The 13,801-nt window shown below is 62.6% G+C and carries 13 protein-coding genes; 9 read left to right on the plus strand and 4 right to left on the minus strand.

From position 1 onward, the window contains the following. Window positions 1–365 precede the first annotated feature (365 nt). The 5 genes from ACKUB9_RS16620 (at window position 366) to ACKUB9_RS16640 (ending at window position 3,279) form a co-directional block, all read left to right on the plus strand. Window positions 366–713, plus strand: a complete 348-nt coding sequence (locus ACKUB9_RS16620) for a hypothetical protein (RefSeq protein WP_407523799.1) — start codon at window positions 366–368, stop codon at window positions 711–713. A 404-nt stretch (window positions 714–1,117) separates the two neighbouring features. Next, entirely contained in the window at window positions 1,118–1,501 is a 384-nt protein-coding gene (locus tag ACKUB9_RS16625) for a hypothetical protein (protein ID WP_407523801.1), read from the plus strand. A 164-nt stretch (window positions 1,502–1,665) separates the two neighbouring features. After that, the gene (locus tag ACKUB9_RS16630; protein ID WP_407523803.1) at window positions 1,666–2,001 is read left to right on the plus strand and encodes a hypothetical protein; all 336 of its coding nucleotides are present in this window, start codon (window positions 1,666–1,668) and stop codon (window positions 1,999–2,001) included. A 153-nt stretch (window positions 2,002–2,154) separates the two neighbouring features. Further along, window positions 2,155–2,598, plus strand: a complete 444-nt coding sequence (locus ACKUB9_RS16635; protein ID WP_407523805.1) for a hypothetical protein — start codon at window positions 2,155–2,157, stop codon at window positions 2,596–2,598. A 141-nt stretch (window positions 2,599–2,739) separates the two neighbouring features. After that, window positions 2,740–3,279 carry a hypothetical protein gene (locus ACKUB9_RS16640; RefSeq protein ID WP_407523807.1) on the plus strand — a complete coding sequence of 180 codons (540 nt, stop codon included), beginning with the start codon at window positions 2,740–2,742 and terminating at the stop codon, window positions 3,277–3,279. A gap of 80 nt (window positions 3,280–3,359) precedes the next feature. On the opposite strand, the gene ACKUB9_RS16645 is transcribed toward ACKUB9_RS16640, so the two are convergent. The 4 genes from ACKUB9_RS16645 to ACKUB9_RS16660 form a co-directional block, all read right to left on the minus strand. Then, on the minus strand, window positions 3,360–3,911 hold the full coding sequence (locus ACKUB9_RS16645; RefSeq protein WP_407523809.1) for a hypothetical protein: 552 nt from the start codon (window positions 3,909–3,911) through the stop codon (window positions 3,360–3,362). A 141-nt stretch (window positions 3,912–4,052) separates the two neighbouring features. Continuing rightward, the gene (locus ACKUB9_RS16650; RefSeq protein ID WP_407523811.1) at window positions 4,053–4,487 is read right to left on the minus strand and encodes a hypothetical protein; all 435 of its coding nucleotides are present in this window, start codon (window positions 4,485–4,487) and stop codon (window positions 4,053–4,055) included. A gap of 114 nt (window positions 4,488–4,601) precedes the next feature. Next, window positions 4,602–5,906, minus strand: a complete 1,305-nt coding sequence (locus tag ACKUB9_RS16655; protein WP_410823529.1) for a pilus assembly protein TadG-related protein — start codon at window positions 5,904–5,906, stop codon at window positions 4,602–4,604. A 654-nt stretch (window positions 5,907–6,560) separates the two neighbouring features. After that, the gene (locus ACKUB9_RS16660) at window positions 6,561–6,704 is read right to left on the minus strand and encodes a hypothetical protein (protein ID WP_407523815.1); all 144 of its coding nucleotides are present in this window, start codon (window positions 6,702–6,704) and stop codon (window positions 6,561–6,563) included. Window positions 6,705–7,065: 361 nt separating this feature from the next. On the opposite strand from ACKUB9_RS16660, the gene ACKUB9_RS16665 reads away from it, so the two are divergent. From ACKUB9_RS16665 to ACKUB9_RS16680, 4 genes are all read left to right on the plus strand, one after another. Continuing rightward, window positions 7,066–9,096, plus strand: coding sequence for a GAF domain-containing protein (locus ACKUB9_RS16665; protein WP_407523817.1), 2,031 nt, complete (start codon window positions 7,066–7,068; stop codon window positions 9,094–9,096). An 18-nt stretch (window positions 9,097–9,114) separates the two neighbouring features. Then, entirely contained in the window at window positions 9,115–9,492 is a 378-nt protein-coding gene (locus ACKUB9_RS16670) for a response regulator (RefSeq protein ID WP_407523819.1), read from the plus strand. Between the two features lie 276 nt (window positions 9,493–9,768). After that, window positions 9,769–10,086, plus strand: a complete 318-nt coding sequence (locus ACKUB9_RS16675; RefSeq protein WP_407523821.1) for a DUF6894 family protein — start codon at window positions 9,769–9,771, stop codon at window positions 10,084–10,086. Window positions 10,087–10,740: 654 nt separating this feature from the next. Next, window positions 10,741–13,776, plus strand: a complete 3,036-nt coding sequence (locus ACKUB9_RS16680) for an ATP-binding protein (RefSeq protein ID WP_407523823.1) — start codon at window positions 10,741–10,743, stop codon at window positions 13,774–13,776. The last annotated feature ends 25 nt before the right edge of the window (window positions 13,777–13,801 follow it).

Below are 13,801 nucleotides of genomic sequence, written 5' to 3' on the forward strand. Positions count from 1 at the left end.
CGTGGCTGAAGCGATTATCGCTTGACTTCCGCGATCGTAGTCCATACCTCGGGGGAGTGCCGCCGGCATCCCAATCATTGCGGGATGCTCAAGTGTACCCCAAGTGATGATTAGAGGCTTTGCGATAGAGCGACACGGCAGCTCATTCGTGCCGCGCGTGTTGTGGCCGTAGTCCTAAGCAGCTAAGGAGCGCCATCGACGACGGCCGGCGCCATGCCTGTGGCTGCATATTCCAACTATTCGGTAGAACGATCAAGGGTGAGCCTTCATACTGGCTGACCCAGATTGTCGCCAGACATTTGCTAGACAGCCAGCCAAGAAGTTTCTTGGATTGAATTAACCATTTGAATGCAGAGATTTTTGTCATGAGTCACATCATTAATTTCGAGACTTTCACCAACTATCGTCGTGAGCGTGCGATCTCCCGCCTGTCGGGTGCTCCCCGGGCCTTGGTCGAGGCGGTCAGGACTGGCCACACCAACTATGTTGCGGCGCATCTGGAGGCCGTGGCTGCCATGCAAAGTGCGCTCGATCTTCTCGACGCGCGTACGTTCCTCACCGCTGACGACCAGCGCTATCGAGACCAATTGATGGCTGATTTGGAGACGCGACGAGCGGAGTATGGTGGCGCGGAGGGCCGGCTCAACGATGTCTTGGATGAATATCTCGAGGCCTTCGAGAAGCTGACCTCGCAAGGCTTGGTTTTCCACTAGCCTAAGTTTCGCCCCAGGACCCGCTTACGGCCTGCTCAACCACATGCCTTTTCATAGATCAGCGGCAACGGTCGACCCTCGACCGATGGTGTTCGGCTGCGGGGCCCCGATCGTCATCGGCTAAATTGGTCGGCTGTGGCCACGAATGAGGTTGCACGCTCAGTACGTTGAGGGCGGTGCCGAAGTGGTTGCCCAAAGATATTAGGGTCGAGAGGCAGGCTGCGGTATCAAGAGATCACCCGAGGCGGACGACCCGCACCGGGTGGTTGAGAGGGTTTGATAAGGAACTTGCCGATCTTCAACAGCGTCGAACAAAAATTTTGACGCTTCGACGTTCATCCCCATATCTAGAGAAAGCCGGCTCCAAGAGATTGCTGAGGGCCGCACGCATTGAAAGAAGCAACATGAAGTTCTATCAGACCTGGTCCCACGATTGGGAAGGCGACGACGCCACGCAGTGCATTGCCGCGAACAGTCATGAGGAGGCTATCGACATCCTGATCGAGGCGTCGGCTCGCGGGTATGTGTCCAGCTGGGAAAGCAGTGTGGAAGGTATCGTGGATGACGATGATGCCCAGACGCTTCTCGAAGAACGCGACTGGCTCTGGGTCTACGATGATCGAGGCGATCCGGTTGAGCATGTGGCGGTGTACGAGCTGCGCATGCCGTCCAAGCCGGAGTACGTCGATTACTGTGATCGGCGGGTCATCGAGCTCGACGTCGAAGAGGTTCTCAAGCGGCGGGGTGTGATCGCTCCCGATTTCGACCTCGACGGCTGCCGAGGATGATCAGGATGTGGACGGCTGACTAAAGCGTCGATCTACATCAGGTGGTCAGGCAGGTTCGCGAGGGGCCTGCCGATCTCCAACATCAGACCGACCAGCTTTTTTGACCTCTCGACGACATGTCTCGTATATTGAGGGTGATCGACTTAGTACCCAAGGAATGCATTTTGACCAACCATACTGACGTGGACCTTATCGAGGCCAGCATTGCGATCGGCGAGATGCTTTCTGCCGATGAACACGTTGAAATGACCCAGCTCAATCAGGAATGCAGGGACACTCACGTCCGCCTGAGCATGGTGGAGGAGATTGAGTGCGAGCTCGTCGCGGTTCTCGGCAAGCGGGCGAAGCACGACAAGGAGCTGCGCTATATCTTGGATCTCGTCGACACGACCGCGAGGGCGCTTCGAGACGAGCTCGAGGCGACGAACGAAGCTATCGGCGAGATCATCAAGCGGGTGATCGACCGCGCGCTTGATATGCAGTCCGTCCAGAACCCGTAGCTCAGATTCCTTCGCTTTACCACGAAGGGCCGATCGAAGCGGACGACTACCGTCGGGTGATCAGGCAGGTTCAGTGAAGAGCCTGCCGATATTCGACGGTGTCTTCGATTAGGCGTATTTAATTATCGCATAAATTTACCAATGAGTATCAACATGACCGGCGTTTATGAAATGTGGACTTGGGACATCGAGGGCGACTCCACTTGCCGAATCGTTCGAGCCGAGAGCCATCAAGATGCTCTTGATAGTGTCATCGAGTACATGCTTGAATTCGATGAAGATATTTCTGTCATCGATGACCTTAAAACTCTTGAGTACGTTCTCGAAGAAATGACGTGGCTCCGTCTGTCTGATGGCTGGTGTAATACTGCGAAGTCCGTTGAGGTCTACGAGCTTGATGCACCGTTGGATTTTGATCCCAGTGAATTTTATCGCAAGAAGAGTTGCATGACGCTTGAAGTTGATATTGAGGCGAGTCTCAGGCGCAGGAAAGTGATTGCTGACCGCTTGGTCAGCGATGAGTGCGATGACGAAGAGGATTATGGGACTCTGAATAGTGTTGAGATGGCCGGGCGCGGCAGCCGGTGGAGATGTTGAGTGGTTCCACTCGCATCTCACATCATGCGGGCGCGCCTCGGATTCCTCAGTGACTTCTCACATCGGAAGTCACGAAACGGAAACGCGAAATCAGTCTTTTATCGCTACGTCCAAATATTATCTACCTGTTGAAGGTCAATTATGCCCACCAATTACGATCAAACTGTCGTTCAACCTTTCATTCCTCTGGAGTTGACGACACCGCTTGAACTCTGGATCTTGATGAAGATTTTTAACTTTGAATATTGTTCGGGCGAAAGCGAGATTTATCTCTTCACGCAAGAGTTCGTCAGCTATGACATCGATACTTCGGACGGCGAGCTCATGGAACTTCTGAAGGAAGATGACTCGCCTCTTGCTGTCACGATGCGCAAGGAATTCGAGGAAGCTGGATCTCCTGAAGATTGGGACCTTGGATCTGTTTCTTACGTTGACGTGTTTCAGGCGATTATCAATCGCCATCCCGATAAGCTGCCGTACGTGCACCTTGAGACTGCGCATACGTGCTCGAGAATGTGTCCGGGTGAATTTGGCGGCTCTGCGGAGATTATCACTGCGACGCAGGTGCAGTTCATCAACACCGCCCGATGGCTGCGTGAAGCGATTTCCTTGGTGGATCGCGGTCTCCCGCTCCAACCAACCCCCGGCGGCGAACTGGTCGGAGAATCTGCCCGCCATTAAACGCCAACATGAACTCGTGAGGCAAGCTCTGCACTACGGTGCAATGGAGCTCGGAGGCGCCGAGGGCCTCCGGGGACAGCCTACCAGCAGGCCCGCGGCAGACGCCGCTTCCACCGCTCGCCTGCCCGCAACGTCGGTTCCGCCTTGCTGCGCACCTTAACGGTACGCGGCTTGGTCGACGGTGCTAGAGCTTGCGCCGCGACTGGCACTGCTGGGGGTTGGAATTGGCTGACAGGCTCTCGAGGCCAGGAGATCGTCTGAGCCGTCGGCTTCTCACTCGCCTCACGCTTCGGCTTGGCCTTCATCCGCTCCGAAACGCGACGCACCCGCTGGAGGCGCGGTTCGCGCACGGGCGCCGGCTCAGGTTCGACGGTGATCGGCTCGGCCACCAGCAGGCTCGGCAGGACGCGGCGCGCCTCGACCTTCTCGACCGACTGTTTGGCAGGGGAGGGGGCAGCGGTGCTCACCGGATCGTCCGCGAGCTGAGCCAGCTCTTGGCTCAGACCTGTGCCGGCCCAGAGCACCGACGGTGGGGGAGAAGACGACTTCGTGGCCTCGTGAAGGTTCAGGCCGGATCGGCCACGTCCTTTGACCTCGACGGTGAACGACCGCCGCACGCGATTGCGTGTCATCGTTGTCCTGGATGGTTGGATAGCTGGGTCAGCTCGCACCAATTTGCGGCTGCATACAAGGTAGGCGTGGCGCTGTGGCCTGTCCAGATCTGCTGGGTAGTTTTCGGTGCCGTGTTCGAGGCAGGAGTGTCGCGACGCACCTCAGTTCGCGGGGTACGGCCCGCGGAACAGGTCGCCCATCGCCTTTCGTCGGAACAGTGTGAACCAGCGTCGGCGCTGGTGCTCGGCTCGATCGTGGAGCATGTGGCAGCGTTGGCAGAGGGCCGCGAGGTTGGCGTCCGAATTGTCGGACGTGTCGTGGTTCCGGTGAGCGGTTGCCAGGACGACCCTGGTCGTGCGGACGCGGTCGAGGAGATCCTCGGTCATCAATCGCCCCCGAAGACGGCGTCCCCTGCCGTCACGCCAGCATTCGAATTCCGGGTCGAACCAACGCCCGTCTCCGAGGTGATGAACTCGCCGAAGATGCGGGCGCCCACACCCCTCGCACCTGCCGCCCGCGCGCCGGAACCGAATGACAACCGACAACTCGCGCCAGTCGATCGGGTAGAAGTAGCGGTGCTCCGGTCGGATCGGCATCCGGGCTCCACGATGTGACCGTCGCGATGAGGCGGGAGAGTAGCCGAACGAACGGTAAAGCCAAGCTTACTCTCGACCGCTCCAGGACGGCGTTCGAACGCGATGCTCATCCTGTCACTTGGCCAGGGAGATGGCGCCTACCCGTGGACCAACCCCCTCCGGCACCGGCACGGTGGTGGCGCCGTAGTTGGTGTTCAGGATGAGGTTGGGTCCCTCGTAGAGGTTGATCACCTGTGCCACGATCACCGTGTAGGCCGACTGGTCCGCCACCGGCTTCTTGGCATCGATCACCAGCCGCCCGGCTGGCAGGTAGATGGTGCCGAGCATGGTGCGGGTGTTGTCGCTGACGATCCGGTACTCGCGCAGCGGCTTGGTGCCGCCCGGAAGCGGTGGCGCGGGCGGCACCAGGAGGTCCAGGGCCGCCACGACCGGGTTGGCAACTGTGCGCTCCTCGGCCATGAGCAGCCCCGCCATTGGGGCCGACGTTCGCGCGGCGAGCGAGACGGTGGTGTCCTTGTCGAACCGCAAGCCGCCCCTGTCGCCGGTAAAGAACAGCCCGACCTCGCTGCCCAACAGGCTGGCCCTCTTCTCGACCACCAGCGGCCCGTCCTTGATGATGTAGATGCCGGGATTGAGAGTGATCTGCGACTTGCCGGTGATCTTCAGGCCGCCGCAGTAGGTGCCCGGACTCAGGGTCGCGGTGACGTCCTTGATCTCGTTCTTGCCCTCGCTCGCGGATTTCGGGCTGATGTAGGCGGGAAGCATGATGCAGGGACCCGCGGTCGGCAGCACCTGATCCTTGAGCGGATCGGGGATCGGGGCACATTGCGGGATCGGCGTCGGCGTGAAGTTCGCCTTCGGGGCCTCGTAGCCGCCCGCCGAGCAGATCGACTGCGCCCTGACGGTCGCGTTGTCGCCCGCCAGCACACCCTGTCCATGCCGCGAGTTCGAGTAGATCGAGCAGTCGAGCGCGGTGACCTGCGCCTCCTTCTCCAAGTAGAGCGTGCCCTTGGCGGATGGGTCGAGCGCCAAGGCACAGAGGCGTAGCTGGTTCATCAGTTGCGCCGTTGCTCGCACGCTCACCGTCATGGAGGGCAGGCTGAGGAGCTTGCCCATGAGGCTCGGCACCGTCTCCTCTACGGCGACCTCGACGCCGCCGCGCTTCTCGGTTACGACGGCGCTCGGCCGCGACACCCGGTCGGGCGGCGTCTGCGCCTGGGTGGCAAACACCTGAAGCGCGGCACTGCGCACGGCGGCATCGTCCGTGTTGACGAGCTTGAGCATGTTGCCACCCGCCAGGGCCGCCGCGTCTGCGGCGGACTGGAGCTGGGCGCGGCGATGGAGCAGGCGGCCGTACTCAATGGCAGCCGAGACAGCGCCGACCAGCATCGGCAGGGCGATGACGAACACGATCGCCACCGCGCCGCGACGGTCGCGGAGGAAGACGGCCGCGCGCGTTCTCGCCGCGATCCCAGCCTGTCGGACATCGCGTGCTGCTGTCATTCTCGGCCGCCCGCGGCCTGCGGGTGTCCTTCAGGCATGATGGTGACAACGACCTCTCGACGGACTGTCTTAAGGTGATCTGCAAGATTGACGCGGAAGGTGTCCGACTCAGCCGCAGAAGGCTTACCTCTGTAGACCAAACTCTGATCGTAAATTCCGCCAGAACTGCTGTTCGACTGAGTTGCGCAGTGAGGAGACAGCACGATTGACTTATCACCTATTTCGACAATCCAATGCACCAGCCGCATTGAGCACGACTCGCCCTGCACAGACGTGAGCACGATATCATCATGCAGTGAGATTAGATTGGCAAGATATATGGCTTGCATCGCTTATATTTGACACTCGCGTGATTCAATACACAATAATTCATACCAGATGCAGCACTACTCACGCAGAATATTTTGATGCTCGTCATGCGCGGCGCACGCCGAAACTGTACCATCGGATCGTTCCGATCGATTGTGCAAGATCTCTGTGCAGCAGTGGCTCACGCGCGAGTTAAGATTTCGCGGAGGGGGTTAGAGATCCATGTGCTCGCCGATCAGCAGGCCGTCGTTCTTCGCCAAGCTACCCCTCACCGTGCCCCAGGATGTCGTCGCGGTCGGCCCAGAGCTTGGTGTCGCCCGTCATGATCTCGTCGACGTGGCGCTCCAGGTTCTCGTCCTTGGGCACGCCCCGTTTCACCAGCGCGGCCCGCACGGCCGCACGCATCCGCTCGACCACGTGGGGCGGAAACTCCCGAGACAGAGCTTTGTGATCCGGGCCTGCGGCCCGTGGGGCTCGTGTCAGCATGGCGATCACTCCTGATTCCATATGTCCGCCACGCGATCACATCCGCCGAGCCCACCCGCATTTGAATTTCGCGTTCGGCCCGCTTGACCCCGTAGCGGCGCGTCCTCCCTCGCAGCGGATCGGGCGGGCGCCAGAATTGTTTGAAGTACGAGGCGTCCCGACCAGACCTAACCCACATGGTTGATTGCGTGCCCCGCTTACCCTGTGCAAGGGACAGGGGTTCAACATATCGCGCCCATTCGAATTTCTGCGACCTGACGATAGGATCCAGATCGTCCCCGTGCTGCCCCCCGACGACACCGCCGCGGCGATCGCCGACCCGAACCGCCTCGCGGCTCTGGCCGAGTACGACATCCTCGACACCCCGCCCGAACCCGGCTTCGACGACATCGTCATGGTCGCAGCCGAACTCTGCAACACGCCTGTGGCGCTGGTCAGCCTCGTCGACCAGGATCGCCAGTGGTTCAAATCCCGCCTCGGCTTCGAAGCCTGTGAGACGCCGCTCGACCAGTCGGTCTGCGCGCACGCGCTGGCGCGGGCCGAGACGCTGGTCATCCCCGATCTGACGGCCGACCCGCGCACACAGGGCAACCCGCTCGTCACGGGCAACCCGCACATCCGGTTCTACGCGGGCGCACCGCTCATCGCCCCGCGCGGGCACGTTCTGGGAACCTTGTGCGTCATTGACACCGTGCCGCGGCCAGATGGCCTCGCGCCGCGGCAGCAGCAGGCGCTGGAGGCCCTGGCGCGGCAGGTTGTGGCGCTCCTCAAATTGCGTCGTGCTGTCCCAGACCGCGACGTCTCCCTCACCGTTCAGCGCGAGAGCGGAGCCGAGGTCCTGGCGCGGGCGATCCACGGCGAGGCGGAACAGGCCCGGATCCGCGCTGCGCAGGAGGCGGGTGCGATCGGCACCTTCGTGGTCGACGTGGCCACCGGTAAGGCCACCGTCTCAGCCGAGATGTGCCGGATCTTCGGCGTGCCTGTGGCTCCAACCTACCCCGCTTCCACTTTCGAGGTCGCCGTCGTGCCGGATGACCGCGCCGTGCCCTCGAATGCCGCTACCCGTCAGGACGGGAGCGCGGTCACCGACGTCGAGTACCGCATTCACCGGGTTGACGACGGCCGCCTCCGCTGGGTCAGCCGCCGCGCCAAGTTCGAGCGGAACGAAGCGGGTCGCACCGTTTGGATGATCGGCACGGTGACCGACATCACTGAGCAGCGGCTCGCGACCGATCGCGTCGGCGCACTGCTCGAACTCGGTGACCGACTGCGCGAGGTGTCTACCAGCGCGGAGGCGGTCGGCGTCGCGGCCGAGATCCTCGGGCGCACGTTGGGCGCGGGACGAGCGAGCTACGCAACCATCGACACGCGCGGCGGCAGGTTCCGGGTGGAACGCGACTGGACGACGCCGGGGGTCGCCAGCATCGCGGGCGATTACCCGCTCGACATGTTCCCGGCGACCATCCGGCGGCTGGAGAGCGGGCGTCCCCTCGTGACTGCGGACGTCCTCGCCGAGGCCGAACTCACTTCCGACGCCGCGAGCTATCGGGCGATCGGCACGCGGGGGCAGATCAAGATCCCTCTCATCATCGCGGACGACCTCGTCGGCGTCCTTTTCGTGCACGCCAGCGCTCCACGGGTCTGGAGCGCGGAGGAGATCACCTTCGCAAAGGGGTTGGCGGACCGCACCTACGCGGCGCTTGCCAAGCTGCGCGCCGAGAGCGAGCAGCAGGTTCTCAACATTGAACTCTCGCATCGCCTCAAGAATACGCTGGCGATGGTGCAGGCGATCGCCATCCAGACCCTGCGGCCCGTCAACGAGCGGGACGCAGTCGAGAGCTTCATGTCACGCCTGCTCGCGCTCTCGAAAGCTCACGACGTCCTACTCCAGCAGAGTTGGAGTGAGGCCCGGATCAGGGCGGTCGTCACGGGCGTGCTGCATGGGTTGGGCCCGCCTGATCGGCTCGACATCGACGGCCCTGACATCAGCTTCGGCCCACGGGCGACGCTGTCACTCTCCCTCCTGCTCCACGAACTCGCCACCAACGCACTGAAGTACGGTGCCCTGTCGAACACGATCGGGCGCGTCTCAGTGAGGTGGCGCGTCGAAAGGTCGAGCGACGAGGCGATCCTCGTTCTCGAATGGCGTGAGCGCGGTGGTCCTCCCGTCGCCGAGCCGAGCCGCCGAGGCTTCGGCTCCCGCCTCATCCGCTTGGGGCTCGTCGGAACGGGTGGGGTGACGATCCGTTACTCTTCATTAGGGTTCGAGGCGGTCATGACGGCCCCAGTCAGCCAAGTTGAGCAATCCTGACCCGATCGAAAGCGTAGCGTGACCTGTCGGCAGCCGGAAAAACGTCAGATCGTCTTGGTCGTCGAAGACGAGCCAATCTTGCGCATGATGGCAGTGGATCTGGTCGAGGATGCTGGTTTCGAGGCCGTGGAGGCCGCGGGTGCGGACGAGGCGATCCGCATCCTGGAGAGCCGCCTGGACATCCGTATCGTGTTCTCGGACATCGACATGCCCCGGGGGATGGATGGGATGCGCTTGGCAGCCTGTATCCGCGAGCGCTGGCCACCGATCGAGATCATCCTGACCTCGGGCTACCATGAGGCCAAGGATGTCGTGCTTCCGACCCGCGGCGTCTTCTTCGCCAAGCCCTACCGGCACAAGGACGTTGTCGCGACGCTGCACCGGATGGCATCCTAAGAGCGTAGCCGAGCGGACGCCTACAGGGTGCTCTCCTCCGTGAGCGCCTCGTCGTACAGGCGTCCAACCTTCACGCACCGCCTCCAGTCGCTCCTGTAGGCCAGCCGCGTGTTCGCTGCGCGGACGGCGAGCGCGTCGAGATCAACGGCTTGAGCGCGAGTGGCGGAACCAGCAACGGGCAGGGCTGTAACGGTCGCTTCATCCTCTTGAACAATTCTTGGCACGCCCATGCAGTTGCAGATTACATCCATTTTTATTTAGCGTGCAACTCAATCGATGGCGAAACAAATTGTCGATTTTTTATTTACCCATGTGATTTGTTCCCCATGCCGTATCCGTTATTTGGCGCTTCCTATGCCTCATTTTTACTTCGATCTCCGAACGCCCGAGGGTCGGCAGCACGATGACATCGGACTGGCTCTGGCCGACGTAGAAACCGCCTATCTGGAAGCGTACCGCGCGGTTCCGGGTGTTGCCGCTGAGCTTATGCGGGACGGCGCTGATCCCTTCCTGAACCACAGCTTCGAAATCAGGGACGCGCAGAACCGTCTCCTGATAGAGGTGCCGTTCTGGGAAGCACTCGAACAGCGTTAGATCTCACCACGGACTTCCACCGCTACTCCTCGTCCACGGCTGTATCCTTATGGATATAGTGGCAGGCGCGCTGTTCCGGCCATCACGCGAAGTGGCCTTGAGTTTTGGCGGCGAGGCATCGAGGTCTGTGTGAGGGCCGCTGTCAGTGTTGACCGAGAAGATGGAGATTGCGCTTCAAGCGCCGTCACTAGGCAGCAATCCTGTACGTTCTCCAGAGTGCGCCGGATCAGGTCATCGCGTTGAGCAACACTCTCGGCGATGAGGTCATCAACCGTGGCGAACATTTTCTCCGTCACCGTCATGGCGGCGGCATCCGGATCAGAATTCCGGATCACGTGAAGCAACTGATCGGTGAAAATTTGGAATTTCAACGGCGAGGACGCATCAACGGACAGGCTCTGCGCGTCTCGGCAGAGTGCAGTACTACTCGCGTCAGGACAACCTCGGCCTACTTTGGATGCCTCTAGCGGGCAGGTTGCAGCGGGGCACGTCGACGATGGCAATGTCGCCAGGATGTCGCGTCCTCTCCGAAGGCACGCGATCTCATCGTTCTCCTCCGGCAGGCTCATGCAAGCTTAAGCCATCTCGCCAACTATACCGCCACAAGGTCGAGGCCGATGGTGCAGCCGGAGCGATCCGCTCCCCGGGATCCCGATGTCGAACTCTCGTGCCCGCTCGCTCTCGACCTACATCGCCGCCCTCGCCCTGGCTTTGCTCCTGCCCGGGGTCGCCGTCACCGCACTGCTGCTCCAGCGCTGGGTGGCTGCCGAACAGACGCGGCTTGAGAACGACACCGCCGCCCTGAACGCCGACGCCCTGGAGCGGGTCGACCGCTTCCTCGCCAGCGAGATCGCTACCCTTCAGGCGCTCGCTACCTCGCCAGCCCTCGACAGCGGTGATCTCCAACGCTTCGACGAACAGGCCCGTGAGCTTCTCAGCCTGCACGGCACCCACGTCGTCCTGCGTGATCTGAGCGGGCAGCAGGTGGTCAACACTCGCCTGTCCTGGGGCGCGGCTCTGCCACGCCTCACGCGTGAGGTTGATCAGGCCGTGCTCGCGACGGGCAAGCCTGTCGTGTCGGATTTCCTGATCGGCGCCGTCTCCAAGGAGGCGATCGTCCGCATCGTCGTCCCGGTCAGTCGCCGAGGCGAGATCCGCTACACGCTCAGCGCAGTGCTCCCGGCCTCGCTGTTCGGCCGCTTACTCACCTCCGCCGGAGTCACCACCCCGTACTCCGGTTCCGTCACCGATCGCACCGGCCTCATCATCAGCCGCTCCGACCACGATGAGGCGACCGCGGGCAGGCGCTTGCCGGGCTTCGAGGCGATCACGGGCGAGCGCGGCACATGGTCGGGCAACAACCCGATCGGCGTGCCGGTCTTCGCCAGCTACCGCCGCTCGCCCCTGTCGGGCTGGACCATCAGCATCGGCATCGCCCGGGCCGCTCTGCACGAACCGCTCGTGGCATCTCTGCGCGTGCTGCTGCCCACCATCGCTGGTCTCGGCCTCGTGGCCGTGATCCTCTCCCTCGTCGTTGGACGCCGCATGCTTGCGGCGCAGCGCCTGCTCGCGCGATCGGCTCGGGCGCTCGGCGAGGGCGAGATCGTCGTCTCTCCTCACACCTCCATCCGCGAAGCCAACGAAGTCGGGGCGGTCCTGGCCGCCGCGTCCACGAAGCTGCGCGAGCAGGCCCACGCCCTCCAGGCCGTCAACAGCGACCTCGAACGCCGCGTCGCGGCGCGCACGCGCGAACTGGCCGAGCAGCAGGCGCTGTTGAGCGCCACGCTCGACAACATGGATCAGGGCCTGATCCTGGTCGATCCGGATCGCCGGGCCAGACTCGTCAGTCAGCGCGCCATCGCGCTGCTTGATCTCGACCCGGAGATGATGCGCCGCCAGCCCACGAGCGAGGAGATCATCGCCTACCAGATCCGCAGCGGCGAGTTCGCACAGGCCAGCGATGCCATGCGGGCGATCGTGTCTCCGGACGGCATCGACGGGCACCGCACGCATATCTACGAGCGCACGCGCCCGAACGGGACGGTGCTGGAGATCCGCACCGTGCTCCTGCCGGACGGCAGCGCGGTGCGCACCTACACCGATGTCACGGCGCGCAAGCAGATCGAGCAGGCTCTCGACGAGAGCAGGCAGCAAGCCAAACGGGCTCAGACCCAGGCGGAGGCGGCCAGTCAGGCCAAGAGCGAGTTCCTGGCGTCCATGAGCCACGAGATCCGCACACCGCTCAACGGGGTGCTCGGCTATGCCGACTTGCTGATGCACGAGGACGGGCTGAGTGAGCGGCAGCGCCGCCACGCCGAATGCATTCAGGGCGCCGGGCAGGCGCTCCTCACGGTCGTCAATGACATCCTGGACTTCTCGAAGATCGAAGCGGGCCAGATCAACCTCGATCCGCAGCCCTTCGCACCCGAGACGTTGGTCGAGGAGGCGGTCGCGATCGTGCGCGCGGCGGCGGACGCCAAGCACCTCGTTCTCGTGGTGAGGATAGACCCTGCACTTCCGGGCCTGTTGGTGGGTGATCAGGACCGGTTGCGGCAGGTGCTGCTCAACCTGCTCAACAACGCGATCAAGTTCACGGCCGTGGGTGGTGTGACGCTCGCGATCATCTGCGACACGGACGTCGAGGAGAGGTGTCGGATCCGTGTCCGTGTCACGGACACTGGGATCGGCATCGCGCAAGACAAGCAAGCGTGCCTGTTCCAACGCTTCAGCCAAGTCGACGGCTCGATCCGGCGCAGGTTCGGCGGCACGGGCCTGGGACTGGCGATCAGCAGGCGGGTGATCGAGGCGATGGGTGGGCAGATCGGCGTCGAGAGCATCCCGGGCGAGGGTTCGACCTTCTGGTTCGCACTCACCCTGCCACGAGCCGCGGGCGAGCGCACCGACGTTGTCCATGCAGACAAGGTGCAGTCTGGTCCTGTGCGGCCTGCGCGCATCCTCCTGGCTGATGACAATGCGATCAACCAGGACATCGCCCGTGCGATGCTTGAGGCAGCAGGCCACACGGTCGATGTCGTCGGCGATGGAGCCGAAGCCCTCATGGCGGTTCAGGCCCGTACCTACGATCTCGTGCTGATGGACGTGCAGATGCCGGGCATGGACGGGCTCACCGCCGCGCGGCGCATCCGTGCGCTCGACCACCCGGTCGACCGCCTGCCGATCATTGCCATGACGGCCAACGTGCTGCCGCAGCAGGTGGCGCAGTTCCTGGAGGCGGGCATGGACGACCATCTCGGCAAGCCATTCCGCCGCGAGGATCTGCACGCCACCGTCGCACGCTGGACGGACCCAAAGAAACCAGACGAGCAGAAGGCAACTCCGGTCCCGCTCGTTCAGGCCGAACCGATACTGGATAGGGCAGTGTTCGAGGAGATGCTGGAGGTCACTGGTCGCGAAGCGATGCTCGGCCTGCTGGTGCGGTTGGCGGCGGACCTGCGCTCCCGGTTCGGCGAGGCAGTCGGACGCGAGCGTCTGACCGCGGACGCGCACGCGATGATGTCGGTGGCGGGCCTGCTCGGGTTCATCGGTCTTGCTCAAGTCTGCCGCGACTTGGAGCAGGCATGCACCGCGCAGCAGGATCTTGAAAGCATCCTAATACGGCTCGCCGAAGCTCGCTGTGCGACCCTGACCGAGATAACGCGCCTAAATGGATGCTATAGCGAGCATCGATAAATTCGAGTGGCAGCGTATATTTTAC

Source organism: Methylobacterium oryzisoli (genome assembly GCF_046557895.1).
Classification (GTDB): Bacteria; Pseudomonadota; Alphaproteobacteria; order Rhizobiales; family Beijerinckiaceae; genus Methylobacterium; species Methylobacterium oryzisoli.